Source organism: Rhizomonospora bruguierae, from assembly GCF_018397995.1.
Lineage (GTDB): Bacteria > Actinomycetota > Actinomycetes > Mycobacteriales > Micromonosporaceae > Rhizomonospora > Rhizomonospora bruguierae.
Genome location: NZ_BBQH01000014.1, coordinates 161,690 through 188,126 on the forward strand (window position 1 = coordinate 161,690; position 26,437 = coordinate 188,126).

Sequence of the window (26,437 nt, forward strand, 5' to 3'; positions counted from 1 at the left end):
GAAGGCCATGGCCAACGCGTTTGTCATCACCCACGGCACGGCTGGCGACCTGCTGCCGCTCATCGGGGTCGGTGCGGCACTGGCGGCCGAGGGGCACCGGGTCACCGTGCTGACGCACCACCCGTACCGGGACCTCGTGGACAAGCACGGGATGGGGTTCGTCCCGATCGACACCGACGCGGAGTACGCGGCGGAGTTGGCCACCACGAAGCGGTTCAACGAGGACCTGTTCCGCCGGCCGATGGCGGTGGCCCGGTTCTACGCGCAGATCAACTGGTTCGACCAGATTCGGCGGGAGCTGACCACCATGGTCGAGCGGCACGCCCCCGGCGACACCGTCGTCGTGGCACGCCATACCAGCGGCGTATCCGCCCTGATGGCGGCCGAGGCGATGGGCGTGCCGGTGGCGTGGGTGTCGACGTGGCCGAGCCAGATCCACGCGTTGCCGCTCATGGAGAAGATGTACGACTACACCATCGGACCGCGGATGAACCAGGTGCGTGCGGAGTTCGGGCTCCCCGGGGTCGACGACTGGGGCGCCTGGCTCGACCGGCCCGACCTGCAGATCGGCCTGTGGCCGGAGTGGTTCGACAGCGCCGGATCGGCGTCCCCGCCGCACGTCCACCGCACCGGCTTCGTCACCCACGAACCGGCGGAGTCCGGCCCCGTCCCGGCGGAGGCCGACCGGCTGCTCCGGTCCGGCCGCCCCGCGGTCCTGATCGCCGGTGGCACCAGCATGGTGGCCCACGAGCGGTTCTATTCCACGGCCGCCGAGGGATGCGCCCGCGCCGGCCGGGTGGGCCTGCTGGTATGTCCGCATCGGGAACTGGTGCCCGACCGGCTCCCGGCCGGCGTGCACTGGTTTCGCCGCCTGCCCTTCCGGGACGTCATGCCGAGGGTCTCGGCGGTGATCCACCACGGCGGGATCAGCACGGTGGCGCGGGCCCTGGCCTCCCGTACCCCCCAGGTCATCCTGCCCTTCAACCTCGACCGGCCGGACAATGCCGCGCGCCTGCACAAGCACCGGCTGGCGCGGTGGGCGCCGGTGGGGCAGTGGAGCGCGGACCGGGTCGCCCAGCTGCTGGCGACCTCCGCCGACCTCCGCGTCGATCCGCCCACGCCGATCGATTCCGCGGCCTCGGCGCGGGCGGCGGCGCGGCTGATCGGGACGCTGCTGAGATGAGGGTTGTCACGATCGCCAGCGACCTGGACAACCGCTTTCTCAACGAGCTACTCATCCCGTCGTGCGCCGGCACCGGACTGGACCTGACCATCCTGCACGCCCGCCGGAGGTTCTTCCAGTTCACCGACAAGAGGACGATCCTCACGGAGTACCTGGCGCGGGAGGCCAGGCCGGACGAGCTGATCCTGTTCACCGACGCCTACGACACGCTCTTCGTCCGCGGCCCGGAATACATCGAACCGGCCTACCGCCGCTTCGCGCAGCCGGTCGTCTTCGGCGCCGAACCCAACAGTTGGCCCCTGGGCGTCGTCGGGTTCGCGCTCTATCCCGGCCACCCGGCCGGCCGCTACCCGTACCTGAACAGTGGGGGTTTCATCGGGCCGGCCGGGGAGTTGCTGGAGCTCTGCCGCAGGTACCCGACGCCACCGAGCGGTCGGTTCCCGGTGCTGGACCAGCTACGCGGCCACGGCTACGACACGGACCTGCTCTTCGGCTTCAGCGACCAGTACCACTGGACCCTGGTGCAGCTCCTCGAGCCGGCGTCGATCGGCCTCGACCGTGACGCCGACCTCTTCGAGTACCACGGACCGGCGATGCCGAACGTCGTCCTGAAGGAGGTCGTTCGCGAACGGGAGGAGTTCAAGGTCCGCGGCCGCCAGTCACCCGGCTACCGGCTGGAGCGCAGACGACTCCGGGAGCGGCTGCGGGGACCGGGCCGTGCGGCGCAACTCCATTTCGCCAGCTACCTCAGCAAGGCGGTGGCGCTGGACCTCCTGGACGAGGGCCTGCTGCCGGACTGGATCACCCGGGTGTGTGGATCGCGATCGTCGGTCGAGCCCGCCATTCATACGCTCGGGTAGTCACCGGGGGGATGACGCCGTCGTCGTGGTGAGCGATCGCGGGTCCGCCCGGCACGGCCATGCGGCCTGCTCCTGGCGCCCGGGTAGCCCGTCGCGGCCCTTGACGCTCGGGGAGCGGGAGCCTAGCCTCTCCACCACGCACAATCGTTTTCGCAGAGGGAGTGACGATGGGAACGATCGGTCTGCAGGGTGTGGTCACCGCGGTGGTGACTCCATTCCATCAGGACGAGTCGCTCGACCTGGACGCCCTTCGCAAGTACATCGAGCACGTCCTGTCCGTCGACGGAGTGACCGGCCTACTCTGCTGCGGCTACACCGGCGAGGTCACCAGCCTCAACCGCGACGAGCAGCTGCGCGTCGTGCGGACCGTCGCCGAGGCCACCGACAAGCGGGTCCCGATCATCGCCGGGCTGCAGCCGACCTCCACGGTCGACACGATTGCCTTCGGGCGCGAGCTGAAGGCGGCGGGGGCGGACGTCCTGCAGGTCAACTCGCCCTTCTACAACGTTCTCCGCCGCGGCTACCTCGCCAACGAGGACAACGTCGTCAAGTTCTTCCGGGACCTGGCCGACGGCATCGACCTGCCGATGACGGTCTTCCAGTACCCGACCGCCTCCGGGGTGTGTTACCCGCCGAGCACGATCGCCCGGCTCGCCGAGATCGAGCACGTCGTGGGCATCAAGGAAGCCACCTCGATGGAGACGTACGCCGCCGACTACGACGCCGTCGCCGGGCGCACCGCGGTGTTCGCCGACAACAACACCTACACCCTGATCGGCATGCTCCTTTACGGTTCGGCGGGCACGATGGTGGGCGTCGGCAACGTCGGGACGCACCTGTGGACCCGTCTCTACCAGCTCATCGAGTCGGGTGACACCGCCGCCGGGGTGCGGCACGCCAACGAGAAGCTCGTCCCGCTGATGAACACCTTCACCCGGGACCTCGGGCAGACGCCGTGGTCGTTCGTCGCGCGGGTCAAGGAGGCCCTGTTCCAGATGGGCCTGCTGCCCAATCCGACGGTGCGCGCGCCCGAGCCGCCGGTGACCGAGGCCGACCGTACCGAGATCCGGGAGACGCTGCGCCGGGTGGGCCTGCTCGACTAACCCCCCGCCGCCGTCCCCTTGCTCCCCCACCCGCCCGCCCGGGTGGGGGAGCGTTCCACCCAACCACGAAACCGAATGGGATTTTTTCGAACATAGTCGTAGCGGGTCGCCGTCGTAAGGATGTGTTGACATGTGGAAAAGATCGTCACTCCGGCTGCTGGCGGCCGTGATCACCGTCGGGTTGGCGGCGACCGGCTGTAGCCGACCGACGAACTCGGCGGACGGCGGCACCAAGGCCAGGAACCTCGTCTTCGCCTACATCACCCCGGAGACGTTCCCGTACCACGATGGGGCGAAGAAGTTCAAAGAGCTCATCGAGCAGAACTCCGGCGGGAAGTTCACCGTTCAGCTGCACCCCGCGGGTCAGCTGGGTAACGAGCGCGACATCAACGAGTCCATTCTCGACGGCGCCGTGCACATCGGCGTCGGCGCGGGCGCCCTCGCCGGCCTGGCCCCCTCGGTGAACCTGCTGGAGCTGCCCTTCCTCATCAAGAACCAGGACCACATGCAGCGCGTCATCGACTCCCCGGCGGCGGCCGAGCTCGCCAAGCGCATCAAGGAGGAGGGGAAGTTCGAGGTCATCGACTGGTTCAGCACCGGGGACAGCTCGATCCAGAGCGTCGACCGGCCGATCAGGACGCCGGCCGACCTCAAGGGCCTGAAGCTGCGGTCGATCGAGAACCCGGCGTTGGCCGACGCGCTGCAGACCCTCGGGGCCAACCCCACGCCGATGCCGTTCGGCGAGGTCTACACCGGGGTGCAGACCGGTGTGGTCAAGGGCGCGACGCTGGACTGGGGCTCGGTCTACTCGCTCAAGCTCCACGAGTTGATCAAGTACGCCACCACGCCCGACGTGGCGTTCCTCGCCGAGCCGCGACCCGTCATCATGAGCTCCGCCTTCTGGGACTCGCTGTCCGATGAGGAGCGGAAGCTGATCGACGAGTCGATGGCCGAGGCGGCCAAGTACGAGCGCGAGGTGTTCCGCACCAAGCAGCAGGAGGCGATCGACAACGTGGTCAAGGCCGGCGTGACGCTCACCGACATCGACGAGAAGGCCTTTGATGACGCCGTCCGGCCCGCCTGGGACAAGTGGGCGAAGCAGTTGAAGGCCGAGCAGCTTCTCGAGCAGATCCTCGCCGTCCGAGAAGGCTGATCCGCCGATGGTGACCAGGGATGCTGCGGCGATCGCCGCGCCGGGAGCCGGGCAGTCGGCGGCCGGTCGGTGGTCGAGAATCGTGGAGTTCGTCGACCGGCTGCTCGGCCGGCTCGATCGGGCGGTGCTGGCGGTGGCGAGCGCGCTGTTCTGCGCGCTGGTGGGAGTGGTTATCGCGGCCGTCTTCTTCCGGTACGTGCTCAACTCCTCCCTGCTGTGGGGGGAGGAACTTGCCCGCTACCTCGCCATGTGGCTGGTGTTCCTCGGGCTCAGCTGCGCGCACCGCCGCAACGAGCACGTCTCGGTCGGCTCGGTGTTGCGGCGGGCGCCGCTGCTGGGCGCCGCCGGGGCGCGGCGCATCGCCGAGGCCGTCACCGTCTTCTTCTGCGCCGTGGTGACCCTGCTCGGCGCGGAGTTGACCGTCCTCAACTTCGAACGGCACCAGACCAGTCCGGCGCTCCAGATCCCGATCGCCTGGGCGTACCTGGCGATCCCGGTGGGCTTCCTGCTGATGACGCTTCAGGCCCTCGTCCGGCTGGTCGGGCCGGAACCCGCCGTCGACGGGCACGAGGAGGTCCAGCCGTGATCCAGCTCGTCGGTGGATTCGTGGGCCTGATGGCCGTCGGCGTGCCGCTGGCGCTGGTGGTCCTCGGGGCGGGGATCCTCTACGTCTGGTACGCCACGGACGTGCCGATGACGATCGTCGCGCAGCGGCTGTTCGTCGGCATGGACGACTTCACGCTGATGGCGATCCCGCTCTTCGTGCTGGCCGGCTACCTGATGAACGAGGTCGGGCTCACCGAGCGGCTGCTGGTGCTTGCCCGGATCATCATGCGCAAGGTCTACGGCGGCCTGGCGCACATCGCCACGCTGGTGTCGATGCTCTTCGGCGGCGTCACCGGGGCGGCCGCCGCCGACCTGGCCGCCGTCGGGATCACGATGGTGCCGGAGATGGAGAAGGACGGCTACAGCCGCGAGTTCTCCATCGCGACGATCACGGCGGCGTCGCTGATGGGCGCGGTCATCCCGCCGAGCATCCCGTTCATCATCTACGGCGTACAAAGCGAGACGTCGATTGGTGACCTCTTCGTCGCCGGCATCATTCCGGGCATTCTGATCGGCGTCGTGGTGATGGTGATGAACTTCGTCATGCTCAAGCGCAGCGGCTTCCGGCCGCGGCAGCAGGCGGCCGCGGAGCGGAAGCCGGCCACCCCGCTGCCCGTCGCGCTGCGCGACGCGGCCATCGCCGTGCTCATGCCGGTGGTGATCATCGGAGGGATCCTGGCCGGGATCTTCACGCCGACCGAGGCGGCCGGCGTGGCGGTGGCGTACGCGCTGCTCATCGGCCTCGTCGTGTTCCGGACGCTGACCTGGCGGAAGATCCGCGTGGTGCTGGAGAAGTCGACGGTCATGAGCTCCGTGATCATGATCATCGTGGTCGCGTCGGCGCTGCTGAACTGGTGCCTGGCCTACTCCCAGCTGCCGGCGAAGGTGGCCAGCGCCCTGCTGTCGGTCACCGACAGCCAGGCGGTCTTCCTGCTGATCTCGCTGGTCATCCTGTTGCTCGTCGGCATGCCGCTCGACCCGGTGCCCGGGATCATCGTGGTGACGCCCGTGCTGCTGCCCGCGGCGATTCAGTTCGGCGTCGACCCCGTCCACTTCGGTGTGGTCGTCGTGCTGGCCCTGACCATCGGGCTGGCGACCCCGCCGGTGGGTGCGAGCCTGTTCGTGGCGATGTCCATCAGCCGGGTCTCGATGGGGCGGCTGAGCATCGCCATCACCCCGTTCCTGGTGGCGCTCCTGGTGCTGACCCTGCTCATCACCTACGTGCCGCAGACGTACAACTGGCTCCTGCCACTGTTGCGCTGAGCGGCGTCACGCCGCCCCGGCCGGCCGTGCGCTGGAGTCGCGCACGACCAGCCGGGGCGGCAGCACGACCGACTCGATCGCCGCCCCGTTGATCCGGTCGATCAACAGCTCGACCGCCCGGTGACCCATGTCCGGGAGCGGGACGTGCACGCTGGTGAGCGGGATCGGCAGCAGCGCCGCGGTCTCCGAGTCGTTGTAGCCGACGACGGCCAGGTCGTCGGGAACGCGCAGGCCGCGACGGCGGGCGGCGGCCATGGTGGCCAGTGCGCTGACGTCGTTGATGGCGAACACCGCGGTCGGGCGGTTCCGCGTCGCCAGCAGCTCCTCGGCGGCCGCCAGCCCGCTCTGCGCGTCGAACCGGCCGCAGCGCACCAGGCCGGGCGCGAACCGCACGTCGAACTCGCGCAGCGCGCGCTTGTAGCCTTCGAGCCGGAATTGGCCGGTACTGGTGGTCAGCGGGCCGGCGAGGTGCCCGATGCGCCGGTGTCCGGCCTCGAGCAGATGACGGGTGGCCAGGTAGCCGCCCAGTTCGTCGTCGCCGCGCACCGAGGGATGGTCGCCTGCGGCGCGGTTGAGCAGGACGAACGGGAAGTTGTCCTGGGCCAGCACGGGCAGGAGCTGGTCGTCGATGGTCGGGGTGGCCAGCACCAGCCCGTCCACCCGGCGGTCGATCAGCCGGTTGACGATCTCGCGCTGCGACTCCTCGCGGTCGAACGTGTTGACGGTTATCGCCTGGTAGCCGAGGATCCGGGCGCGTTCCTCGGCGGCCTCGAACATCTGGGCGAGCACGACGTCGGTGAGCCGCGGGATCACCAGGCCGATCATCGTGGTGCGCTGGGTGCGCAGGCTGCGCGCCCACGGGTTCGGCTCGTAGCCGAGTTCCCGGGCCACCTTCTGGATGCGGGCGAGCGTCTCCGGCGGCACCCGGGCGTCCGGGTGGCCGTTCAGGGCCCGGGAGGCCGTGGACGGGTGGACACCGGCCGCCGCGGCGATGCTCTTCAGCGTCGGTTGTCGGTGCATCCGTTGTGTCACCGGGACCTCCCGCTCGCGCGGCGTGTATCGCCGCACCCTGATGTGTGGACCACGGTATTCCAACCGCCGAGGTTTATTGACTCGGCTCGGGGCCCACCATATGGTAGCGCAATCGATTGCGCGGATGCCCGGCACCCGCGCCCGGTCCCCTACCTGACACACCGGGGCCGGGTGTCCGCCGGCGTACGTGCCGGTTCGGGAGGTGAAGGACATGCCGTACGTGCTGGGTGTCGACATCGGAGGCACGTTCACCGATGTGTGCGTCGTGGACGTGCACTCCGGCCAGGAGTTCGTGGCCAAGGCCCCGACCACCCCCGACGACCTGATCGAGGGGCTGTTCGAGGGGCTGCGGCTCGCCGCCGAACAGCTCGACCTCACCACCGAGGCGATGCTCGCCGAGACGGTGCGTTTCTCGCACGCGACGACGCAGACCACCAACGTGATGTTCACCTGGACGGGTGGCTCCGTCGTGGGATTGCTCACCACGCGCGGCTTCGCCGACGAGCTGCTCATCATGCGGGCCCGCGGCCGCGTCGCCGGCAAGAGCCTCACCGAGCGCCGGCACCTGCGCGCGACCGACAAGCCGCCGCAGATCGTGCCGCGGGAGCGGATGGGCGAGGTCGCCGAGCGCGTCGACCGGCACGGCCGGGTCGTCGAGGAGATCGACACCGGGGCGGTGCGGCGCACGGTGGAGGACCTGCTCGCCAACGGCGTGGAGGCGTTCGCCGTCTCCCTGCTGTGGAGTCACCAGAACCCGGTCCACGAGCTGGCCGTCCGGGACGTGATCCACGAGGTCGCCCCGCACGCCCACGCGTCGCTCTCGCACCAGATCGCCCCGATCACCGGTGAGTACGAGCGGGCGTCCACCACGGTGGTCAACGCCTACGTCGGGCCGACCCTGGAGCGCTACCTCCAGCGGCTCGAACAGCAGCTGAAGAACCGGGGCCTGCGCGTGCCGATCCTGGTGTTCCAGGCCGGGGGCGGGGTCAACGACGTCAGGTCGACGCTGCCGGTGAGCACGATCGAGTCCGGCCCCGCCGCGGGCATGGTCGCCGTGCGGAAGCTGTCCGTCGCCGCCGGCCGGCCGAACATCATCGCCACCGACGTGGGCGGCACCACGTTCAAGGTCGGTCTGGTCATCAACGGCCGCTGGACGGTCGCGCCGGAGACGATCATCAACCAGTACACCCTGCTGTCCCCGATGATCGACATCGTCTCGATCGGTGCCGGCGGCGGCAGCATCGCCTGGGCGGACAGCGGCCGGCTCCGGATCGGCCCGATGTCGGCGGGCGCCTCGCCCGGACCGGCCTGCTACGGCTGGGGCGGGCAGCGGCCCACCGTCACCGACGCCGACGTCCTGCTCGGCTACCTCGCCCCGGAACGGTTCCTGGACGGGCGGCTGCGGCTGCGCACCGACCTGGCCACCGAGGCGGTGAAGCGGCACGTCGCCGACCCGCTGTTCGGCGGGGACGTGATCGCCGCCGCGGCCGGGATCCGGCAGGTGGTGGACGCGCACATGAGCGACCTGGTACGCAAGGCCACGATCGAGCGGGGGTACGACCCGCGCGAGTTCGTCCTGGCCGCATACGGGGGAGCGGGGCCGGTGCACGCCGCCGGGTACGCGCGCAACCTCGGCGTTCGCGAGATCGTCGTTCCGTTGAGCGCCACCGCCTACTCGGCCTTCGGCGCGGTGGTCTCCGACACCATCCAGAGCGCCCAGCGGTCCGTCAGCCACGACCTGAGCGAGGACGACGAGGCGCTGGAGGGCGCGTACCGGGAACTGGAGGCGCGGGCCCGGCGGGCGCTCGACGCGCAGGGGCTCGACGGTCCGGGCGTCCAGCTGTCCAGGTGGGCCGACATGCGCTACGAGCGGCAGCTCCACGACGTGCGCGTCGGGCTGCCGGACGGCGACCACGAGGGGTCGATCTCGGCGCGGCTGGCCCGGGCGTTCGACGCCAGATACCGGCTGCTGTACGGCGACGCCGCGCGGCTGGGGTCGGCCCGGGCGGTCGTGCTGCGGATCGGGGTGGATGCAGTCGCGCCGAACGAGATCGCGCTGCTGGATGTCGTGCCGGGGCCCGCCGCCCGGCGCGCGGTCGAGCCGGCCAGCCGCCGCGACGTGTACTGGCCGGAGGAGCGCCGCTGGCTCCCGACGGCCGTCCACATCGGATCGTCATTGCGCCCCGGGGGCCTCGTCGAGGGCCCGGCGATCGTCGAGCAGCCGGGCACCAGCATCGTCATCCCGGCCGACGCGCGCGGGCAGGTGGACCCGGCCCGGAACCTCATCATCAGCTTCAGCCCGTTGGGAGATTGAGCGACATGATGGACCGTATCGACCCCGTTGTCTTCGAAGTCGTGTGGCACCGCATCCTCGACATCACCGAAGAGATGGGCATCAAGTACATGCGCACGTCGGGCTCGCCGATCCTCGTCGGCGCCTACGACGCCAGCACCGGGATCACGCTGCCGGACGGCCAGCTCGTGGCCATGGGCCCCTACATCACCACCCAGGCGCACGTGCTGCGGTTGCTCGTCGCCTCCGTGCTGGAGCGGCGCACCGCGCACCCGGGCATCAACCCCGGCGACATGTTCATCTGCAACGACCCCTACCTGGGCGCCACCCACCAGCCCGACGTGGCGACGGTCGCCCCGGTGCACCACGACGGCGTCCTGCGCGCCTGGGTCGGCGCCTCGGGCCACTGGCTGGACATCGGCGGTTCGGAGCCGGGCGGGTTCAACATGAACGCGCGCTCCGTCTTCGACGAGGGGCTGCGGCTGCCCCCGACCAAGCTGGTCGAGGCGGGCGAGATCCGCGAGGACATCGTCGAGCTGATCATGGCGCAGGTCCGGGAGCCCCTGGCCGAGCTGGACCTGCGCGGCCAGCTCGTCGCCAACCAGGTCGGCCGCGAGCGGCTGCTCGGCATCGCCGACGAGTTCGGCCCCGAGGTGCTCGATGCCGTGCTGCGCCGGGGCATCGACCAGGTCGAGGAGCGGATGCGCCAGCGGCTGCGCTCGCTGCCCGACGGGGTGTGGCGGGAGGTGCAGTACCTCGACCACGACGGCCACGACCGGAACGTACGCAAGATCGTCTGCACCGTGACCAAGCGGGAGGACCGGCTGACGCTCGACTTCACCGGCTCGGATCCGCAGATCGACGGCTTCGCCAACTGCGCGTACGGCGGACTGCGGGCGGCGGCGCTCTCCGCCGTCTGCATCGTCCTCGGCTACGACCTCACCTGGAACGACGGCGCGGCCCGGTGCGTGGACATCACGGCGCCCCGGGGCACGATCGTGACCGCCGAGTACCCGACCCCCGTGTCGATGTCGACGATCTCCGCCATCATCGTCACGCTCAACCTCTGCCTGGTGGCGCTCTCCCGGGTCATGCTGGCCAGCCCCCGCCACCACGAGGAGGCGATGGCGAGCTGGTGCGGCACGTCCCTCGGCGTCTCCATGGTCGGCCTCAACTCCGACGGCCTGCTCACCGTGGCCCCCGAAGCGAGCCACTTCGCCGCCGGATGCGGCGCCCGCACGTACGCGGACGGGGTGGACAGCGGCGGCATCATCATCAACACGACCGCCAACATCCCGTCCATCGAGGCCACCGAGGAGGCGTACCCGCTGATCTACATGTTCCGGCGGCAGCTCGCCGACTCCGGCGGCCCGGGCCGCTTCCGCGGTGGCGTCTCCGCCGAGGTCGCGATCACCCCGTACGGGACGGCCGGGCCGCTCGCCACGTCCTTCGCGGGAGTCGGGAACGTAACGCCCAACGCGATCGGCGTGGCGGGTGGACTCCCCGGCGCGACCGTCCGGTTCCTGCGCTACCTGCGCACCCGCCACCTGGCCGGGAACCGGGCGGCGTCCCCGCTGCCGGGCTCGCTGGACGAGATCCGGGGCGAGTTCACCGTCGGTGAGCTCAACAGCTCGAAGATCCGGTTCGACACCGACATGATCGAGTACCACAACTGGCAGGGCGGCGGCGGCTTCGGCGACCCGCTGGACCGGGAGCCGCGGCTGGTCCTGACCGACGTGCGGGCCGGACTGGTCTCCCGCGGCCAGGCGCTTGGGGTGTACGGGGTGGTGCTCACCGGCGAGGCGGGCGCCGACGAGGTCGACACCGACCGCACCGAGCGGCACCGCGACGAGCTGCGCCGCGAACGCCTGCGCCGCGCGACCCCGTACGTCGAGCCGTACCCGCTCGCGCTGCCCGACGGGCTCGCGGCCGCACCCGGCTCCGGGCGGACACGCTACTGGGACATCGTCGAGATCGACCACGACGCGCAGCGGAGCAGCTGCCTGCGCTGCGGGCACCGGCTGGGGCCGGCGCGCGCGGACTTCCGCTCCGGCTGCCTCGTCGAGGAGCTGCCCACCTCCGTCGCCGGGCCGGTCCGGGGGCAGGAGTACGTCGGCGACGCGCGGCCGGTGGCGATCCGGCTCTTCTACTGCCCCGGCTGCGGCCGCCAGGTCGAGGCCGACCTGGTGGTCCCGGGGCAGCCCGGTCCGGCGTTCACGCTCGTCGGCGCGGCGGCGGAGCCGGCCCATGGCTGAGCTGACCGACCGGGAGGGCGCGAGCCGGCAACCGGCCGACGCCGCGCCGATCTGCCGGGTCGTCAAGTCGAGTGAGGGAAAGGGAACATCGTGCGCATTGGTCGGATAGCTGTCGGTGGCCGGACCGAGTTCGCCGTCGAGGTGGCGCCGCGATCGTGGGCGCCCCTGTCGGCGGTCGGCCTCGACTACCCCGATCTGCCGAGCCTGATCACCGACCTGGGCTCGGTGACCGACCGGGTCGCCCAGGGCGGGCTCAGCACCATCGAGGCGGATGATCTCACCCTGAGGTGCCCGGTGGTGCGCCCCGCGAAGATGCTCGCCATCGGCCTGAACTACGCCGATCACGCCCGGGAGACCGGGGCGACCCCGCCGGAACGCCCGGTGGTCTTCGCGAAGTACACCAACTCGCTGAACGACCCGTACGGTCGGGTGGTGATCGGCGGCGACGTGACGCAGCAGGCGGACTACGAGGCGGAACTCGCCGTGGTGATCGGCCGGCGCGCGCGGCGGGTGGCCGAGGCCGACGCGTACGCGCACGTCTTCGGCTACGCGGTGGCCAACGACGTGTCGGCGCGGGACTGGCAGCGCACCGACGCCCAGTTCTCCCGATCGAAGAGCGCCGACACGTTCTGCCCGGTCGGGCCGTGCGTCACCACCGCCGACGAGGTCCCGGAGCCGGGCGCCCTGCGCATCTCCTCGCGGGTGAACGGCGAGGTGCGGCAGGATTCGACCACCGCCCAGATGATCTTCACGATCCCGCGGCTGATCGCCTTCCTGTCCGCGACCATCACCCTGGAGCCCGGCGACGTGATCCTCACCGGGACGCCGCCGGGCGTCGGCCTCGGCTTCCGGCCGCCGCGCTTCCTGGCCCCCGGCGACGTCGTGGAGTGCGAGGTGGAGGGGCTCGGCATGATCAGGAACGAGTTCGTCGGGGCTTGACGGGTCCGCTTCGGGCGGGGACGGTGCGACCGGGTCACCGCCTCGGTCTCGCCGGCAAGCCCGTCGGAAACCACATCTCCACCATCTTCACCAAACTGCAGGCCGCCATCCGCGCCGAAGCCATTGTCCGCGCCCGGGACGCAGGGCTCGGCCGTGACCGACCGGGCTATTGACCCGGCCGGCCCGCACGCCGGTGAGTCGAATACCTCACGCCCCGGCCGGGGCCCGCGAATCCCGGGGTCCCGGCCGGTCACCGCCGGGTCGCGCGACGGTCAGGTCTGCGGCCGTGACCCGGCGGAGAACCAGTTTGGGAAGTCGGCGGCGAGCGGACCGTGCACCCGCACCTGCGGCGACGGCAACCGGGTGCGACCGACCACGACCTGTGCGAGCGCGGGTCGGTCGGTATTTACCCACAGGTCTACATCGAAGCCCGGCGGCCGGCAGCATGCCGTCACGTCGCCGGGCCGGGCCACCAGCCATCCGGTGCCCTGCGGATCGTCGGTGAACTGGAACTCCAGCACCGTTCGGCCCGGCGGCAGCCGGTCGTGCCGGACGATCTGCCGCAACCGCCATAGCAGCCAGCCCGCGTCGAGCTGAGCCGGATCGGGGTGACCGAACAACCACTGCCGGGCCCAGTCTCCGAGCTGCCAGACCAAGGGCGCCAGCGCCTGGCCCGCCGCGGTCAACTCGTACCCGCCCGGCGGGTACGAGTCGACCAGCCCGGTGGCCCGCATCCGGCGCAGTCGGCCTGCCAACAGGGTGCGGCTGAGCTGCGGAAGGCCACGGTGGATGTCGTTGAATCGGTGCGAGCCGAGCAGCAACTCCCGGACGATCAGCAACGTCCAGCGGTCGCCGACGGCGGCCACGGCCGCGGTGACCGGGCAGTACTCCGCCAGCCGGTCCAGTTTTTGTACCACCACTCTGGCATTCTGCCACCTAGCCTGGTGGCCCGGACAATGACGACAGGGAGACCCGGTGAGCCGGCACTACGACGAGTTCCTCGCCCCGCACTACACCTGGATGTTCGGCGCCTCCTATGAGGACCTGGTCCGGGAGCAGGTGGAGCTGTTCCGGCAGGTCGACGTGACCGGGCCGGCGGACGCCGGAACCGCTCTCGACCTGGGCTGCGGATCCGGTTTCCAGTCCGTCGCACTGGCCAGCCTGGGCTACCGCACCATCCTGGCGGTGGACGCCAGTGCCTCGCTGCTGGCCGAGCTGGACGCGCACGCTACGGACTGGCCCGCCATCCGACCGATGCATGACGACCTCCGGGCAGCGGTGGCCGGCATCGAGCCGGGCTCGATGGAGCTGGCCGTGTGCATGGGCGACACGCTCACCCACCTGCCGGACCCGGCCGAGATCGGCCGCCTCTTCAGTGACCTGCACACGGCGCTGGCGCCCGGTGGCCGGCTGGTACTCACCTTCCGGGACCTGGCTCGCCCGGTCGCCGGCAGTGACCGGTTCATCCTCGTCCGGTCGGCCGCCGACCGCATCCTCACCTGCTTCCTGGAGTACGCGCCGGACACCGTCACCGTGCACGACGTGCTACACCGGCGGACCGCCCCAGGTGGCGACTGGACGCTGTCCGCCAGCTCCTACCAGAAGCTACGGATCGCACCGGAATGGGTGGCCGGCCAGCTGGTCGCCGCTGGCTTCACCGTGGACCACTGCGGGTCGGGGCCACGCCGGATGTGCCTCGTGACCGCGACCCGCTGATCCGGCGTTGGTCGATGTCTCCGCCACGGCGGAGACCGTCGCGACTGGTGGTCGGCAGGCCCACATTCAAGCCGGCCGGAATCGGTTGATATCGACTATCTTTGATCATTCGGCTTCGTGCCGAGCTGCCGTGACGACGCCAGTGGCCCAGGCGGGACTGCCATGACAGGCGACTTTAAGCTGGTACTGCTGTGCCGTTCCCGCTGTGGGGACCTTTGCCCGCGGCGGCGACCGCCGGCTGCTGGCTCCGCCGGCAGCCGGCCACGTGGAACAACTCTTACGATGATGAGGAGTTCGTCATCTGAACGCGCCCGCCACGGTCGCGCGGGTGCGGGGCTGCCCGACCGAGGGGGAGCATCATGCAGTTCGGCTTCGATGTGGGTGAGCGGGAGCGTCACCGTGTCACGTTCACTTCAGCGAGGCCTGGGGGCCACTGCGCGTCGCGGTGGACGGGGTTACCACGATGCGACGTTTCTTGATGTTCGGCCTCAGCCGGGCCCGGCGTTTCGAGTTCCCGGTCGGCGAGCGCGAGCGACACGCCGTTCTCATCGAGATGCGACGCGAGGCGGTGTTCGGCGTCTTCCGCCCCCGGAGGTACCGGATCTTCAAGCAGGCGCTGACCCGCATCTGGGACCTGGTGCGGCGGAGCAACGCCTACGTGGACGAGCGTGCGCCGTGGAAGCTGGCGAAGGCCGCCGAGGGGGGCGACGACGCGGCGTCGGCCACATTGGACACGACGCTGCATCACCTGGTGGCGGCCGTTCGCCAGCTCGGCGCGCTCGTCTTGCCGTTCCTGCCCGGCCCGGGCGCGGCCGTTCTCGCAGCGCTCGGCTCGTCCGCCGGCTCCGTACCCCCGGCGGCGTCCTGGCTGGACGGCATCCAGGGCACCAGGGTCGAGAAGCCGCCGGCGCTGTTCCCGCGATTGGAGCTGCGCGAGCCGTAACGGGGCCGGGCTGCCCCCGTTCCGGTTCCGCTAGCGGAACGGCTACCAGCGGGCGGGCGAAGTGATCAGTCCGTGTGCTCGCCGAGGAGGTCGGCGTACATATCAACGTCCACGGTGTCGTATGGGCAGCATTCGACGAGTCGGTTCAGCCGCTCCGCGATCTCGTCCGGGTCGAGGTTGAGGCGTTCGCACAGGTCACGGTGTGCGCCCACGAGCGGCTCAGCGATCTCCTCCGGCTCGGTACGGGTGATGTGGTACGCGTCGCGGAGATGTCCGGACAGTTCGTCCCAGACGAGGATGGCCTCTTCGACCAGGTCGAGCGCGGCGGGGTTCGCGGGGTAGGCGCAGAGGATCTCGACTTCGGCGGCCAGGCGGTGGCCGGCGGCCTCCACATCGGAGATCTGCCACCTGCTGCCGGTGGTGGCCTGCGACGCGTCCCGGACAGCGGCGCGGAAGTCGGCGAGGCCGGACTTGTCGGCGGTGTCGAGCATGCCGGCCTCGGCCAGCAACAGGGCTGCGAACAGGCGGTCCCGGACCGCATGCCCCGCCACCAGGTCGGCCAGCTGGCGGGGCGACAACACCCTACCGGCCGGTTCGCCGGCGGGTGGCGCCACTCGGCGGGGTGACCCCTGACGAAGGTCGTAGTGCCGGCCGATGACCGTTCCACCCACCCCCAGAACCGAGCCAGCGGCTGACCGATGTACCGGTCCACGTCGCGGCGGCCACCACCGTAACGGCCCCCGACCGGCTTGTGGTCGGGGGCCGTGGTGTGATGACGGTTGTTAGCCGACCTGGACGGTGTAGCTCACGGCGGGGCTGGCGACCCCGGCGCCGCCCTGGGCGGTGGCCCTGAACACGAGGGTGTAGGTGCCGAGTGCCGAGAACGCCCAGTTGCCGTGGGCGTGCGTGCCGGCGCTGATGTTGCCGGGCCAGGTGGAGATCGGGCAGCCGGCGGCGGTGTTGGAGTTGAGCCGGTAGGTGGGTACACCCAGGGCGTTGGTGGTGTAGAGGGTGAGCCGGCCACCGGCGGGGACGGAGGAGACGCTGACCAGTTCCATTTTGATCGGTCCCTGGGCCGCGGGCACGTCCTCGGTGTTCCAGCCGGCCCACAGCAGGTTGGTGTCCTCGGCCTGCGGGCCGACGTAGACGGTGGAACCGGCCGTGCCGAGGCAGGTCCAGGCGGATCCGCTGGGGACCGTGATGGCGGAGCTTGGCAGGAGCCGCAGGATCGTGCCCGCGGGGGAGAGGTCGTCGTTGGCGGGGTTGTACGTCTTGATGTCGAGGGTGAGCGCGCCGCTGGCGTAGTCGATGTCGAGGATGTCGACGTGGCCCGCCTGGATGGTGGCGGCGGACGCCGGTGCGGCGGCGAGGCCGATGACGGTGGCGGTGACGGCGGCGGTGACCGCGAACAGCCGCTTGCTGATCCGCATGGTTGATTTCTCCGTTCTACCGAGCGGAAGCCGGGTCAGGGGGCGTCAGCACCGGACCTGGAAGGTGAGCCAGGCCGGCGCCGAGGTCACCCGCTTGCCGGTGGTGGCCAGGATCCCGGTGACCTCGACCTTGATGCGGTAGGTGCCGGCCTTCTCGAACGCCCAGTTGAGGTGCATGTGGCTGCCCACCGGCCTGGTGATCGCGTCGGGTAGGCCGTCTTCGCTGTTGACGAGCACGGTCGGCGCGCCGGTCGGGCCGGTGGTGAACAGGCTGAACCCGCCCGGACCGAGCACCCGGGTGACCCTGATCTGGACACTGTCCCCGGCGAAGACGCCCGATTCCAACTCCTCGGTGGCAAGGCCCGCCCACAACAGGTTCTCGTCCTGGACCTCGGGGAGGATGTGGACGGTGGCGCCGGGGGCACCGAGGAACCGGTACCTCGGGTCGTTCGGCACGGTCACGGCAGCCTCGGGCTTGACGACGAACACCACGTCGGCCGGGTCGCGTTCCACGTCCGGGTCGGCGGTCTCGTCGTGGACCGAGATCTCGAGTGCGCCGTTTTCGAAGGCGACGTCGACCGTGTCGACGTGCCCTCGGGACAGCACCACGGTGCCGGCCTGGGCGGGTGCGCCCCAGGCCAGCATCCCGGCGGTCATCGCCGCCACGACGGCGGTCAGTGTCGAAGTCCTGGCTCGCATGCGACCCCTCCTCACACCCGCGGCACCGCGCCGCAGGTAGTTGAAAACGATAACCGTTCTCAGTTGACTGTCAATGGTCGACCCACCTGGCGGTGCCAGGGTGGCCCGGCCCGGCCGAGCAAGTGCTGTCCTATGTGGAATGCAAGGCTGCCGGTGTGGTCGGGTCTGACCATCTCGACATGGCGTCGGGGGTGTGCTAACTTCCGGCAATATGACATCGGTTTTCATTTCAAAGAATCTGGAGGGAGGGGAATGAAGGCGAGAAGACGGAGCCGCCTTGCCGCCGCTGGCACGCTCTCGGTGCTCGTCGGCAGCCTGGTGATGGCTGTCTCCGGTCCCGCGTCGGCCCAGGAGAGCGTGGTGCTCTCCACCGGTCACGTCGACGCGGTCGATGTGCACTATGCGGACGGCGAGCTGGTGTTGAAGGTGCACGACGACACCGGGCAGCCATCGGTCAGCCGAAATCCCCGGGATGTGGTGTTCCAGGTCCTGCCGCAGGCCGCGGCCCAGGTGCCGGACATGTCGGAGTACGCGTTTCTCGGGCCGGCCGGCTCGACGGTGTGGCTGCTGCCGATGACGCAGGATCCGGACCTGCTGTGGCCGGGATGGAACACCACCACGCTGCCGTCCGGAGTGTTCAAGGGCGAGAAGGTCCGCCTGAGCCTGGTGGACGTCTCCGGACCGGGGGCGGTCTCGGTGTTCATGACCGATCCGGTGGGGCAGCCGCTGATGAGGTTCCGCAGCGACGACGGGCTGCCGGACACGCTCGACGTGCCGGTCGGCACGCACGCCCACGCCAACTGGGTGTTCGGGGCGCTGGGCAGCTACACGTTGACGTTCCGCGCGGACGCCACGCTCGCCGACGGGCGGCAGCTCTCCACCGGCCCGGTGCCCTACCGGTTCGAGGTGGGTGACCTGCCGGATCCCGACCCACCGGTGCAGTTGTCGATCCAGGGCCTCCAGCCGGCGTACGCGCCGGGGGCGACGGTGACGCTGATCGCGGTCCAGACCCCGGCCGGTGAGCTGAACCGGTACCGCTGGTTCAGCAAGTGCCCGGGTACGGGGGAGTTCACCGCGATACCGGGCGAGACCTCGGCGACCTACTCGTTTACCGCCACGTCCCGGCTGAACGACTGCCAGTACGTCGTCCGGCTGTACGGCGACGGTGAGGTCGCCGTGGCGCAGAGCACACCGGTGACGCTGCACGTCGACGACGCCGGCTCGCCCGCACCGTCGCAAAGGATCACGGTTACCGTCGACGGCACGCAGGGGGCGCTGGTGGTCAGCGTGGACCCGGACAACCGGACGGTGATGTTGCCGGCGGCGGTGCTGTCCTCCGCTGGTGATCGTTGGGAGAGCAGCGGTGACCTGCGTCCGGTCACCGTGACCGACACCCGGCCGGGCGCGCCCGGCTGGAACGTCGCCGGCCAGCTGAGCGACTTCGTCTCCGGGGCGGCCCGGGTGGGCGGCAAGTATCTCGGCTGGGCGCCCACCGTGCTGACCCAGGCGGACGGCCAGGGTGTGCTGGCGGGTCCGGCGGTTGCGCCCGGCTTCGCCGCCGGCAACGGCCTGGCCGCCAGCAGCCTGCTCGGTTCCGCCCCGGTCGGTGTCGGGCGGGGCACGGCCCGGCTCGGTGCCGGGCTGACCCTGGAACTGCCCACCGACACCGGTGCGGGCCAGTACACCGCGATGCTGACCCTGACCGCCATCTAACCCCCCCCTTGCGTCGTCCCGGCGGCTCGGACGCGGATCGCAGCCGCCGGGACGACGCCGTGCGTGTTTCCGACGGCGAAGCCGAGAACCCGATGAGGAGACCCTGAGGTGCAAGACAGTTCGCCGTCGAGGCCGGGCGGTTGGCGTAGCACGTGCCCGACGGAGAACGCCCGCCGGCAGCGGCGCGGGAGGGTCCGGTCGCCGGCGCGGACGCTGACCACACGGCCCGTCCGTTCGCCTTCGGCACACGCGACGGTCAGTGAGCGTTCCCGGCCGCGACCGCCGGGCCGGTGACCGGGTCCGGCTCGGCGGGAGGTTGCCGGAGTCGCGTGCGGCGTTTGGCGAGCAGTCCATGGCGCGGGGCGAACAGCCAGGCGATGAGGAACACGGCGGTGGCGACCAGGACGATGATGCCGCCGACCGGTGTGTCGTAGCTCCACGACAGGTACAGCCCGACGAACGCGGACGTGCCGCCGATCGCCGGGGCGAGCAGCATCATCACGCCAAGCCGGTCGGTGAGCAGCCGGGCCGCCGCCGCCGGGGTGATCAGCAGGGCCAGGACGAGGACGTTGCCGATGGTCTGTAGGGAGATCACCACGGCCAGGGTCACCAGCACGTAGAGCACGATGTCGAGCCAGAACACCGGCAGGCCCATCGAGCGGGCCATCTCCCGGTCCAGGCAGACCGCGACGAACTCCTTGTGCAGCGCGAGCAGCAGCCCGAGGATGACCAGGCCGGTGAATCCCACCAGGACGAGGTCGCGGTCCGGGATGCCGGTGATCGAGCCGAACAGGAACTGTTGCAGCGAGCCCGCGTAGCCGGGTGCCTGCGAGATGATCACGATGCCGAGGGCGAACGCGGCGACCAGGAAGACGCCGATCAGGGAGTCCTCCCTGACCCGGCGGTTCTGCGAGAAGATCGCGATCAGCAGGGCGGTGGCGACCCCGGCGACGGCGCCGCCGAGTACCAGGCTGCCCTGTAGGACGAAGGCGATGGCCAGGCCGGGGAAGACGGCGTGCGCGACGGCGTCGCCGATGAAGGCCATGCCGCGCAGGACGACGTAACAGCCGACCACGCCGCAGACGATGCTGGACATGACCGCGACGGCCAGCGCCTTGGGCAGGAACGCGAGGTCGGGGTTGACCAGGTCGGTGAGGAAATCGGTGATGGACACTAGCCTGCCTTGACGAGTTTGAGGAGCGGGGAGGTTTCGCTGACCCCGAAGGTGCGCATCCACACCTCGACGTCGTGCAGCTCGTCCGGGCGCCCGTCGGCGATGACCCGGCCGTTGAGCAGGACCAGCCGGGTGCAGGATTCCACCGCGGCAACCAGGTCGTGGGTGGTCATCAGCACCGCGCGGCCCTCCCGGGCGAGGCTGGCGAACAGCTCGCCCAGCAGTTCCTGGGTGGGCATGTCCAGTCCGGTGAACGGCTCGTCGAGCAGCAGGATGCTCGGTGCCAACGCGAGCGCCCGCGCGACCAGGACGCGTTGGCGTTGCCCCCCGGAGAGTTCGGCGACCGGTCGGCGGCGCAGCCCGGACAGCTGCACCCGGTCGAGCGCGTCGCCCACCGCCCGCCAGTCGGCCACACCGGGACGGCGCAGCAGCCCGAGGCGACCGGTCCGGCCGCTCAGCACGACGTGCTCCACCGAGATGGGAAAATCCCAGGCGAACTCGTGGCGCTGCGGCACGTACCCGATCGCCGAACGTCCGGGCCGGGCCGGCCTGCCCTCCACCAGCACCCGGCCATTCCGGGTACGAACGAGCGCCAGGACGGCGCGCAGCAGGGTGGTCTTCCCGGCCCCGTTGGGCCCGAGCAGCCCCACCAGCTCACCCCGGTCGAGGTGCAGCCGCACGTCGCGCAGCACCGGCCGGCCGCCGAGGTCCACGTCCAGGTGCTCGATGTCCAGCGCCCTCACGGGTGGCCCTCCAACGGCGACGCGCTGCGCTCCCGCTCGGCACGGCGCTTCGCTTGGCGTCCCCGCAGCAGGAGCAGGACCAGGACGGCGGTAAGCAGGAGCGCGGCACCCGTCAGCACGACGGCCATCGGGAACGGTGAGGGGCCGGCGTCGCCGACCGCGCCCGTCGCCGCCTCGCCCGCCGGCGCGTCCCGGTTGTCCACGGTGGCCGCGAAGGCTTCGTCCGTGCCGGTGGCATCGCCGACCGCGAAGCGCAGCGTCCGGGTGGCGGAGACCGCCTCGCCGCTGATCAGGTCCGCGGACACCCGCACCGTGACCAGGTAGACGCCGGGCTCGGAGAAGACCCAGTTGGCGTGGGTGTGGGTGTTGACCTCGACCCAGAACGGCTGGGCCGCCGGCTCGGCGGAACGCCACAACACCTGCGGCGCCGCGAAGTTACCCGCCTGGAGGAACATGGTCAGCGTGCCCGGCCCGCGCACCCCGAGCAGGCTCAGCGTGGCACCGCGCTGGATGCTCTCCATCACCTGCGGGTCCTGCGTGTTCCAGCCGAGCCAGACCACGTCCTGGTTCTGCACCTGTGGCACGACGTGGACCTGCTTGCCCGCGTCGACGCCGAGGAAGGCGTACGCGGGGTCGTCGGGAACCGCCTGTAGCGCGGCGTCGGAGACGCGTAGCACGGTGTCGTCGGGGCTGCGCCACACCGGCTTGGCCCGCGTGCCATCGTGGACGAGCAACGTCCACCGGTCGTCCACATAGCGCGGTCCGATGTCCACGTGTCCGACGTCGAGCACCACCCGGCCGGTGGCGATGGGCTGGTCCGCCGCGATGGTCTGGCCCGGGGTCGGTGTCGGCTGCCGGGCCGCCGCGGGCGCCTGCGCCGCCACCACCGCGACCAGGGCCACCACCCCCACAACCGCCCACCGGCCGATCGCCGGCACGCTTCGGGCGCTCCTACTCATTGGTTTCTCCCCTGGTCGGCCTCGGTCAGGCAATCGCGCAGTGACCGGGCGTTGAACCGCATCATGTCCACATAGGTGGTGACGTGCTTGTCGAAGGTGTCGCCGTATATCGGGCAGACCCGCAGCCGCTCCTCCCGGGCCACCTCGGTGAGGGTGGCGGAGCGGGCGGCCAGGTTCGGTTCCAGGAACACGGCGGGAATGTCGAGGTTGCGGATCGTCTCGGTGAGCCGGCGTCGGTCGGCCAGGCTGGGCTCCGTGGCCGGGTTCGGGGTGACGAAGCCGGAGATCTGAATTCCGTACGCATGGCCCAGGTAGCCGAACGCGTCGTGCGTGGTGACCAGGTGCCGCCGCGACGGCGGGATCTGGGCGACCAGGTCCCGGACGTAGCCGTCCAGCCGATCGAGTTCGGCGATGTAGGCGGTGGCGTTGGCCCGGTACGTCGCCGCGCCTGGCGGGTCCACCCCGACCAGCGTGTCCCGGATCAACTCCACGTACGCGATCGCGTTGCGGACGTTCTGCCACAGGTGCGGGTCGATCTCGCCGTGCACGTGCCTGCCCAGCACGGCCTGCGGCAGTTGGTACACCCGGGTGCCGGGCCGGCCGAGGAACCGGAACCGGCGGTCGCCGGGCACCTCCAGCAGCGCCTTGTTCGGGACCTCGATCACCGTGTGGTCCGGGTCGTACACCCGCTGCCCGGCCTCGCCGCCGCCCTCCGGATCGGCGAACAGGTAGAGCCGCCCCTCGTCGAGGTCCGCGGTGAGGTCGGCGTGGCCGGAGTTCAGCACCGCCGCGCCGGACATGCCCGGCACCGAGTGCGGATCCACCCCGACCGCGAAGGTGAATGTCTGCTCGCCGAGCGGTACCGGGGCCGCCTGTGGGTCGACCGCGAGGTGCGCCCGCATCGTCAGCTTGTAGCTGCCCGGCTCGGTGAACGCCCAGCTCATGTGGGTGTGCGCGTCCGGTGGCAGGCGGGCGGTGTCGTCCCGGTAGCCGTTTGCGGGGTCGAAGCCGTCGGTGGAGTCCACATAGAACGACGGATTGCCGAACGACTCCGTGAGGTAGGCGACCAGGCTGCCCGGCCCCTGCACGCCGGTGGCGCTGAGCAGCACGTCGGACGAGCGGTTGGCGCCGCGCGCCGCCCCGGTGCCACGGATTCGCATGCCCAGCCAGATGGTGTCCAGGGACGCGTCCTCGACCAGTGGGATGATGTCCGCGGCGTACTTCACCGCCCCCTCGGCCAGCGAGATGTTGGGGACGTCCTGGCGCAGGTTCGCGTCCAGCGCCTTGATGACGGCCTGCTCCTCCAGCAGCAGGTAATTGCTGAACGCGACGTCGGCGTACACGACGTTGCGCACGTCCCGCAGCGACGGCTCGTAGCTGTGCGGATCGGCCCCGTCCGGCACCAGCGAGCTGACCCGGACCCGGTCGCCGCCGACCCGGCTCGCCAGGTCCCGCAGGATCCCCGTGGTCGTGATGACCTGGACCCGCTGGTCGTGCGCGCTCAACGCCACCCCGGTGCGGCAACCGGCCAGTGCTCCGATGAGCAGCGGCAACACCAGAAGCCGCCGCCACGGGCCGGCCGTGCTCCTCGCCCGCATGGCTAGCGGGTCGGTTCCGTCGCGCCGCGGCGGCGAGCGGTGACCCGCAGCAGCGCCCCGATCAGCACGAGCAGCACCCCGCCGGCCACGACGGGAATGACCCAGGACTCTCCGGTGCGGGGCAACCGGCCGCCACCGCCGGATTCGCCGTTGCCGGTCTTGCCGCCACCGCCGCTGCCGGATCCGCCGCCGAAACCGGTGTTCGGGTTGGTGCTGTCGCCCACCGCGACGGTCAGCGTCCTGCTGTCGGTGACCGTCCGGCCGGCGGTGGTCGTGGCGCTCATCCGCACGGCGAGCCGGTACAGGCCGGGTTTACCGAACGCCCAGTTGCCGTGGGCGTGCGTGTTCGGCGGGATGGTCAGCCGCTGCGGCAGGCTCTTGGCCGAGTCGAACAGGACGTTGGCGTTGCCGAACGATCCGGTCAGGAACAGCGTGAAGCGGCCCGGACCGTCGACGCCGTCGAGAGTCCAGGTCACGGTGCCCCGGGTGCCGTTGACGACCGACTCGTGCTGGGTGTTCCAGCCCGGCCAGACGATTCCGCTCTGCTGGGCCTGCGGCAGCAACCAGATCGTCTCGCCCGGCCGGCCGAGGAAGTCCGCCCCGGCCGGCACCGTCGTCTTGGCGTTGTCCTTCACCTGAAGGACGACGTCGGCGAGCTCCCGCCAGACCGGAGGGCTGCCCGTGTCGTCCCGCAGGCGGATCGTCCAGTCGGTGCCGGACAGCTGCGGTCCCATGTCGACGTGCCCATCGGAGATCACGCGCCGGGCGCCGCCGGTTGCCGTTGCGGCAGCGGCTGCTTTCGCGGCCGCGGGCATCGCGGGCGGGGACGCCGCCGTGGGCGTGGCCGGTGCGGCGTCCGAGGCCGCCTTGGCGGCCGCCAGCGGGGGCGGGGGCGTCTTGGCCGCCGCGGCCGGGGCGGGTGGCGGTGCGTCCGGTCCAGGCTGGATGGGCGGAACGCTGATCCGGTACGTCGCCTCGGTGGTGACGGTCCGACCGGTGGCCAGCGCCGCCGACGCGGTGAGGGTCAGCCGGTAGTCCCCGGCCGTGTCGAACGCCCACACCACAGGGGTGCGGGTCGCGGCCGGCAGGGTGGTCTCCCGTGTGGTCCCGCTGAGCAGCGGGCTGGGCGTGCCCAGCCCGGACAGGGTGTAGGCGGTGAAGTTCCCGGGGCCCTCCGCCGCTGACAGCGACAGCCTTACCGCATCCTGCCGGGCCACCCCGCGCCCGACCCCCGTGGTGTCGAGCGCGGGCAGGCCGGCATCGCCGGGTGTGAGCGACCAGACCGCCGTGCCGGGGGCGCCGAGGAACGCGAACGCGTTGTTCCGCGGTACCCGCACGGCCAGCCCGCCCTCCGGACCCAGTGTCACGCCCGCCGGGTCACGCCCGGCCGCCTGCCGGACCGCCTGCCCGGCGTCGCGGATGCGCAGCGACAGCGTCCCGTCCACAACGGACAGGGACACCAGGTCCGCGCCGGCGGCGTCGACCGGCACCGTGGCGGCGTCCGCCGGCGCGACACCGGCGGCCAGTGCCAACAGGGCCGCGACAAATCCCGTCGCGACGGCGCGTACGCGTGCCGTTCCCATCGTTATCGTTCCCCTTACTTGAATTCGTCGTCGGTCGGCGCCGGTGGCGTGCTGGTGGTTCCGCTTCGCGGGGGCCCTGCGCGGGTCGCGCCGAGGCCCACGGGCGGCGCGTCCGGTGCCGCCGTCGCGGCGGCCTCGGCTCGACCCTCGTCGCGCGCGGCGGCGATGGCCCGCTCCATGGCCCTGGCCGCCCGCCGCCGCCGGTGGCGACGGACCGCCACGAACGCCCAGACGGCACCGGCGACCAGAACCACCAGCAGCAGTTGGGACCACGGCACGGCCCAGACGGTGACCCGGTGGGACGCGGTTTCCGGGGTGGGGTCGAGCACCTGCCCGTCGACGGCTGCCGGGGTGACCGTGGTGGTGACGGCCAGCCGGAACAGCGGAGGCGCTCCGGTGAGCTGAACGGTGGTCCGGATCGCGCCCCCGGGCAGGATCTCCGGTAGTGCCGCGCCGGACGCGGTCCGGGCGCCTAGGCCGAGCGGCCCGGCGACATCCGTCACCGGTCGGCCCCCGAGCCGGACGTTACCCGTGTTGCGAACGGTGGCCGTCGCTGTCACGTCGCCGCCGCCGAACGGGTTGAGCGAACCGTGGTGCTGTATCCGCACGTCTTCCAGGGCCAGCGCCGGCCGGAGTTCGCCGGTGACCCGAAGGTAGATGCGGGTGCCGACCCGGTGGTCGACCGCCACCCGGTTGCCCTGCGCGTCGGTCGTCGTGGCCGCGAGGGACGCCACGATACCGCCGACGTGGTCGCCCGGGGTGGCGTTGTCCGGCACGGTGACGGTGAACGGCACGTCCACTCGCGACGTTGACGGGATGGTCAGCGTCCGGGCGGTGAGGCTCACCCAGGAACCCACGTCGACCGGGGGCCGCGCCGCGGGTAGCAGGTCGAAGCCGCCCTGTGGCGTGGTGACCGCGTCGCTCGCGTAGACGGTCAGGGTGACCGGGCGGGCGGAGTGGTTCGTGACGGCGACGTAGTCGGTCAGGTTGGCGCCGGGGTCGAGCTTGTACGCGAACATCGTGCGCCCGTTGGGCCCCTTCGGGCTCGACGGGCTCACTCCCCAGGTGACGGAGGGCCGCGGGGCGGGGTCCGGCGCCCGTGCCGGTCCGCGAGCGGGTGCCAACGGGGTCAGGCCGAGCACGATGACGCCGACGGCGATGGCGATGGGTGAACGCATCAGCCGGCGGCCGC

23 protein-coding genes are annotated in these 26,437 nt (G+C 71.1%); 12 read left to right on the plus strand and 11 right to left on the minus strand.

Annotation, left to right across the window (positions count from 1 at the left end):
* Nucleotides 1-7: 7 nt before the first annotated feature.
* The 6 genes from KJS59_RS06375 (at nucleotide 8) to KJS59_RS06400 (ending at nucleotide 6,168) form a co-directional block, all read left to right on the plus strand.
* Nucleotides 8-1,183 (plus strand): glycosyltransferase, encoded by a 1,176-nt coding sequence (locus tag KJS59_RS06375; RefSeq protein WP_213451370.1) that lies wholly within the window; start codon nucleotides 8-10, stop codon nucleotides 1,181-1,183.
* Nucleotides 1,180-2,043 carry a glycosyltransferase domain-containing protein gene (locus tag KJS59_RS06380; protein WP_213451371.1) on the plus strand — a complete coding sequence of 288 codons (864 nt, stop codon included), beginning with the start codon at nucleotides 1,180-1,182 and terminating at the stop codon, nucleotides 2,041-2,043. Before KJS59_RS06375 ends, KJS59_RS06380 begins: the two co-directional genes overlap by 4 nt.
* 167 nt (nucleotides 2,044-2,210) lie before the next feature.
* Nucleotides 2,211-3,146: a dihydrodipicolinate synthase family protein gene (locus KJS59_RS06385; protein ID WP_213451372.1), complete on the plus strand. Its 936-nt coding sequence runs from the start codon at nucleotides 2,211-2,213 to the stop codon at nucleotides 3,144-3,146.
* Nucleotides 3,147-3,276: 130 nt separating this feature from the next.
* Nucleotides 3,277-4,299 carry a TRAP transporter substrate-binding protein gene (locus tag KJS59_RS06390; RefSeq protein WP_213451373.1) on the plus strand — a complete coding sequence of 341 codons (1,023 nt, stop codon included), beginning with the start codon at nucleotides 3,277-3,279 and terminating at the stop codon, nucleotides 4,297-4,299.
* A 7-nt stretch (nucleotides 4,300-4,306) separates the two neighbouring features.
* Nucleotides 4,307-4,885, plus strand: a complete 579-nt coding sequence (locus KJS59_RS06395; RefSeq protein WP_213451374.1) for a TRAP transporter small permease — start codon at nucleotides 4,307-4,309, stop codon at nucleotides 4,883-4,885.
* Nucleotides 4,882-6,168: a TRAP transporter large permease gene (locus KJS59_RS06400; RefSeq protein WP_213451375.1), complete on the plus strand. Its 1,287-nt coding sequence runs from the start codon at nucleotides 4,882-4,884 to the stop codon at nucleotides 6,166-6,168. The genes KJS59_RS06395 and KJS59_RS06400 overlap by 4 nt, the downstream gene beginning before the upstream one ends.
* A 6-nt stretch (nucleotides 6,169-6,174) precedes the next feature.
* Here the strand turns inward: KJS59_RS06400 and KJS59_RS06405 are convergent, their stop codons facing one another.
* Complete coding sequence (locus tag KJS59_RS06405; protein WP_213451376.1) at nucleotides 6,175-7,200, minus strand: LacI family DNA-binding transcriptional regulator; 1,026 nt, start codon at nucleotides 7,198-7,200, stop codon at nucleotides 6,175-6,177.
* A gap of 211 nt (nucleotides 7,201-7,411) precedes the next feature.
* Between KJS59_RS06405 and KJS59_RS06410 the strand changes: the two genes are divergently transcribed.
* From KJS59_RS06410 to KJS59_RS06420, 3 genes are all read left to right on the plus strand, one after another.
* Entirely contained in the window at nucleotides 7,412-9,514 is a 2,103-nt protein-coding gene (locus KJS59_RS06410; RefSeq protein WP_213451377.1) for a hydantoinase/oxoprolinase family protein, read from the plus strand.
* 5 nt (nucleotides 9,515-9,519) lie between these two features.
* Complete coding sequence (locus KJS59_RS06415) at nucleotides 9,520-11,748, plus strand: hydantoinase B/oxoprolinase family protein (protein WP_213451378.1); 2,229 nt, start codon at nucleotides 9,520-9,522, stop codon at nucleotides 11,746-11,748.
* 90 nt (nucleotides 11,749-11,838) lie between these two features.
* Complete coding sequence (locus KJS59_RS06420; protein WP_213451379.1) at nucleotides 11,839-12,687, plus strand: fumarylacetoacetate hydrolase family protein; 849 nt, start codon at nucleotides 11,839-11,841, stop codon at nucleotides 12,685-12,687.
* Nucleotides 12,688-12,959: 272 nt separating this feature from the next.
* Here KJS59_RS06420 and KJS59_RS06425 read toward each other — a convergent pair whose 3' ends face one another.
* A complete protein-coding gene (locus KJS59_RS06425) occupies nucleotides 12,960-13,607 on the minus strand; it encodes a winged helix-turn-helix transcriptional regulator (RefSeq protein ID WP_213451380.1) in 648 nt (215 codons plus the stop codon).
* Between the two features lie 55 nt (nucleotides 13,608-13,662).
* Here KJS59_RS06425 and KJS59_RS06430 point away from each other — a divergent pair, with 55 nt between their 5' ends.
* Both KJS59_RS06430 and KJS59_RS06435 read left to right on the plus strand, forming a co-directional pair.
* Entirely contained in the window at nucleotides 13,663-14,403 is a 741-nt protein-coding gene (locus KJS59_RS06430) for a class I SAM-dependent methyltransferase (protein WP_213451381.1), read from the plus strand.
* A gap of 463 nt (nucleotides 14,404-14,866) precedes the next feature.
* Nucleotides 14,867-15,346 (plus strand): hypothetical protein, encoded by a 480-nt coding sequence (locus tag KJS59_RS06435; protein ID WP_213451382.1) that lies wholly within the window; start codon nucleotides 14,867-14,869, stop codon nucleotides 15,344-15,346.
* A gap of 65 nt (nucleotides 15,347-15,411) precedes the next feature.
* Here KJS59_RS06435 and KJS59_RS06440 read toward each other — a convergent pair whose 3' ends face one another.
* The 3 genes from KJS59_RS06440 to KJS59_RS06450 form a co-directional block, all read right to left on the minus strand.
* Nucleotides 15,412-15,924 carry a hypothetical protein gene (locus KJS59_RS06440; RefSeq protein ID WP_376771131.1) on the minus strand — a complete coding sequence of 171 codons (513 nt, stop codon included), beginning with the start codon at nucleotides 15,922-15,924 and terminating at the stop codon, nucleotides 15,412-15,414.
* A 204-nt stretch (nucleotides 15,925-16,128) separates the two neighbouring features.
* Nucleotides 16,129-16,776 carry a choice-of-anchor M domain-containing protein gene (locus tag KJS59_RS06445; protein ID WP_213451383.1) on the minus strand — a complete coding sequence of 216 codons (648 nt, stop codon included), beginning with the start codon at nucleotides 16,774-16,776 and terminating at the stop codon, nucleotides 16,129-16,131.
* 45 nt (nucleotides 16,777-16,821) lie between these two features.
* Nucleotides 16,822-17,475 carry a choice-of-anchor M domain-containing protein gene (locus KJS59_RS06450; protein WP_213451384.1) on the minus strand — a complete coding sequence of 218 codons (654 nt, stop codon included), beginning with the start codon at nucleotides 17,473-17,475 and terminating at the stop codon, nucleotides 16,822-16,824.
* 252 nt (nucleotides 17,476-17,727) lie between these two features.
* Between KJS59_RS06450 and KJS59_RS06455 the strand changes: the two genes are divergently transcribed.
* Nucleotides 17,728-19,188 carry a choice-of-anchor M domain-containing protein gene (locus KJS59_RS06455; protein ID WP_213451385.1) on the plus strand — a complete coding sequence of 487 codons (1,461 nt, stop codon included), beginning with the start codon at nucleotides 17,728-17,730 and terminating at the stop codon, nucleotides 19,186-19,188.
* Nucleotides 19,189-19,444: 256 nt separating this feature from the next.
* Here KJS59_RS06455 and KJS59_RS06460 read toward each other — a convergent pair whose 3' ends face one another.
* The 6 genes from KJS59_RS06460 to KJS59_RS06485 are packed head-to-tail and all read right to left on the minus strand — an operon-like array spanning nucleotide 19,445 to nucleotide 26,423.
* Nucleotides 19,445-20,362: an anchored repeat-type ABC transporter permease subunit gene (locus tag KJS59_RS06460; protein ID WP_213451386.1), complete on the minus strand. Its 918-nt coding sequence runs from the start codon at nucleotides 20,360-20,362 to the stop codon at nucleotides 19,445-19,447.
* Nucleotides 20,362-21,075 carry an anchored repeat-type ABC transporter ATP-binding subunit gene (locus KJS59_RS06465; protein WP_376771132.1) on the minus strand — a complete coding sequence of 238 codons (714 nt, stop codon included), beginning with the start codon at nucleotides 21,073-21,075 and terminating at the stop codon, nucleotides 20,362-20,364. Before KJS59_RS06465 ends, KJS59_RS06460 begins: the two co-directional genes overlap by 1 nt.
* A gap of 26 nt (nucleotides 21,076-21,101) precedes the next feature.
* Nucleotides 21,102-22,064, minus strand: a complete 963-nt coding sequence (locus KJS59_RS06470; RefSeq protein ID WP_213451388.1) for a choice-of-anchor M domain-containing protein — start codon at nucleotides 22,062-22,064, stop codon at nucleotides 21,102-21,104.
* Nucleotides 22,061-23,662, minus strand: coding sequence for an anchored repeat ABC transporter, substrate-binding protein (locus KJS59_RS06475; RefSeq protein ID WP_213451389.1), 1,602 nt, complete (start codon nucleotides 23,660-23,662; stop codon nucleotides 22,061-22,063). The genes KJS59_RS06470 and KJS59_RS06475 overlap by 4 nt, the downstream gene beginning before the upstream one ends.
* A 2-nt stretch (nucleotides 23,663-23,664) precedes the next feature.
* Complete coding sequence (locus tag KJS59_RS06480) at nucleotides 23,665-25,245, minus strand: TIGR03773 family transporter-associated surface protein (RefSeq protein ID WP_213451390.1); 1,581 nt, start codon at nucleotides 25,243-25,245, stop codon at nucleotides 23,665-23,667.
* Nucleotides 25,246-25,259: 14 nt separating this feature from the next.
* Nucleotides 25,260-26,423, minus strand: a complete 1,164-nt coding sequence (locus KJS59_RS06485; RefSeq protein ID WP_213451391.1) for a WxL protein peptidoglycan domain-containing protein — start codon at nucleotides 26,421-26,423, stop codon at nucleotides 25,260-25,262.
* Nucleotides 26,424-26,437: the final 14 nt, after the last annotated feature.

Excerpts from the sequence above, each read along its gene's own strand:
- KJS59_RS06475 (WP_213451389.1), bottom strand. The coding sequence starts at position 23,662 with ATGCGGGCGAGGAGCACGGCCGGCCCGTGGCGGCGGCTTCTGGTGTTG.
- KJS59_RS06410 (WP_213451377.1), top strand. The coding sequence starts at position 7,412 with ATGCCGTACGTGCTGGGTGTCGACATCGGAGGCACGTTCACCGATGTG.
- KJS59_RS06375 (WP_213451370.1), top strand. The coding sequence starts at position 8 with ATGGCCAACGCGTTTGTCATCACCCACGGCACGGCTGGCGACCTGCTG.
- KJS59_RS06415 (WP_213451378.1), top strand. The coding sequence starts at position 9,520 with ATGATGGACCGTATCGACCCCGTTGTCTTCGAAGTCGTGTGGCACCGC.
- KJS59_RS06470 (WP_213451388.1), bottom strand. The coding sequence starts at position 22,064 with ATGAGTAGGAGCGCCCGAAGCGTGCCGGCGATCGGCCGGTGGGCGGTT.
- KJS59_RS06480 (WP_213451390.1), bottom strand. The coding sequence starts at position 25,245 with ATGGGAACGGCACGCGTACGCGCCGTCGCGACGGGATTTGTCGCGGCC.
- KJS59_RS06450 (WP_213451384.1), bottom strand. The coding sequence starts at position 17,475 with ATGCGAGCCAGGACTTCGACACTGACCGCCGTCGTGGCGGCGATGACC.
- KJS59_RS06445 (WP_213451383.1), bottom strand. The coding sequence starts at position 16,776 with ATGCGGATCAGCAAGCGGCTGTTCGCGGTCACCGCCGCCGTCACCGCC.
- KJS59_RS06380 (WP_213451371.1), top strand. The coding sequence starts at position 1,180 with ATGAGGGTTGTCACGATCGCCAGCGACCTGGACAACCGCTTTCTCAAC.
- KJS59_RS06455 (WP_213451385.1), top strand. The coding sequence starts at position 17,728 with ATGAAGGCGAGAAGACGGAGCCGCCTTGCCGCCGCTGGCACGCTCTCG.
- KJS59_RS06395 (WP_213451374.1), top strand. The coding sequence starts at position 4,307 with ATGGTGACCAGGGATGCTGCGGCGATCGCCGCGCCGGGAGCCGGGCAG.
- KJS59_RS06390 (WP_213451373.1), top strand. The coding sequence starts at position 3,277 with ATGTGGAAAAGATCGTCACTCCGGCTGCTGGCGGCCGTGATCACCGTC.
- KJS59_RS06385 (WP_213451372.1), top strand. The coding sequence starts at position 2,211 with ATGGGAACGATCGGTCTGCAGGGTGTGGTCACCGCGGTGGTGACTCCA.
- KJS59_RS06485 (WP_213451391.1), bottom strand. The coding sequence starts at position 26,423 with ATGCGTTCACCCATCGCCATCGCCGTCGGCGTCATCGTGCTCGGCCTG.
- KJS59_RS06435 (WP_213451382.1), top strand. The coding sequence starts at position 14,867 with ATGCGACGTTTCTTGATGTTCGGCCTCAGCCGGGCCCGGCGTTTCGAG.